General features: G+C 43.3%; 1 protein-coding gene. It reads left to right on the forward strand.

The features are described from left to right. Positions 1–20: 20 nt before the first annotated feature. Positions 21–240 (forward strand): hypothetical protein (locus SB765_RS33290; RefSeq protein ID WP_410932990.1); only part of this gene is annotated, 220 nt, incomplete at its 3' end.

The following is a 240-nucleotide window of genomic DNA, read 5'->3' on the forward strand; positions in this document are numbered from 1 at the left end:
CTTACTGGCCTGTGGGCAGTGTGATTGATATTAAAAATAACGATTTTACCTTAAGTCAGCGCAGTATTAGCCAAGCACTGCCAGCAATTAAAATACCGCCTTTACCAGTTCAGTGTTTTGGCAGCATTTTAACGCAGGCCAAATTACGCTCTTTAACGCAAGCCATGTGCCTTAGCCAAGAACAAACGGCTGTTGGCCAGCAAGATGAGTTTATTATTAGTTTATCTGCCACGCCTGAGT

This window comes from Pseudomonas sp. SIMBA_067, from assembly GCF_046534675.1.
GTDB lineage: Bacteria > Pseudomonadota > Gammaproteobacteria > Pseudomonadales > Pseudomonadaceae > Aquipseudomonas > Aquipseudomonas putida.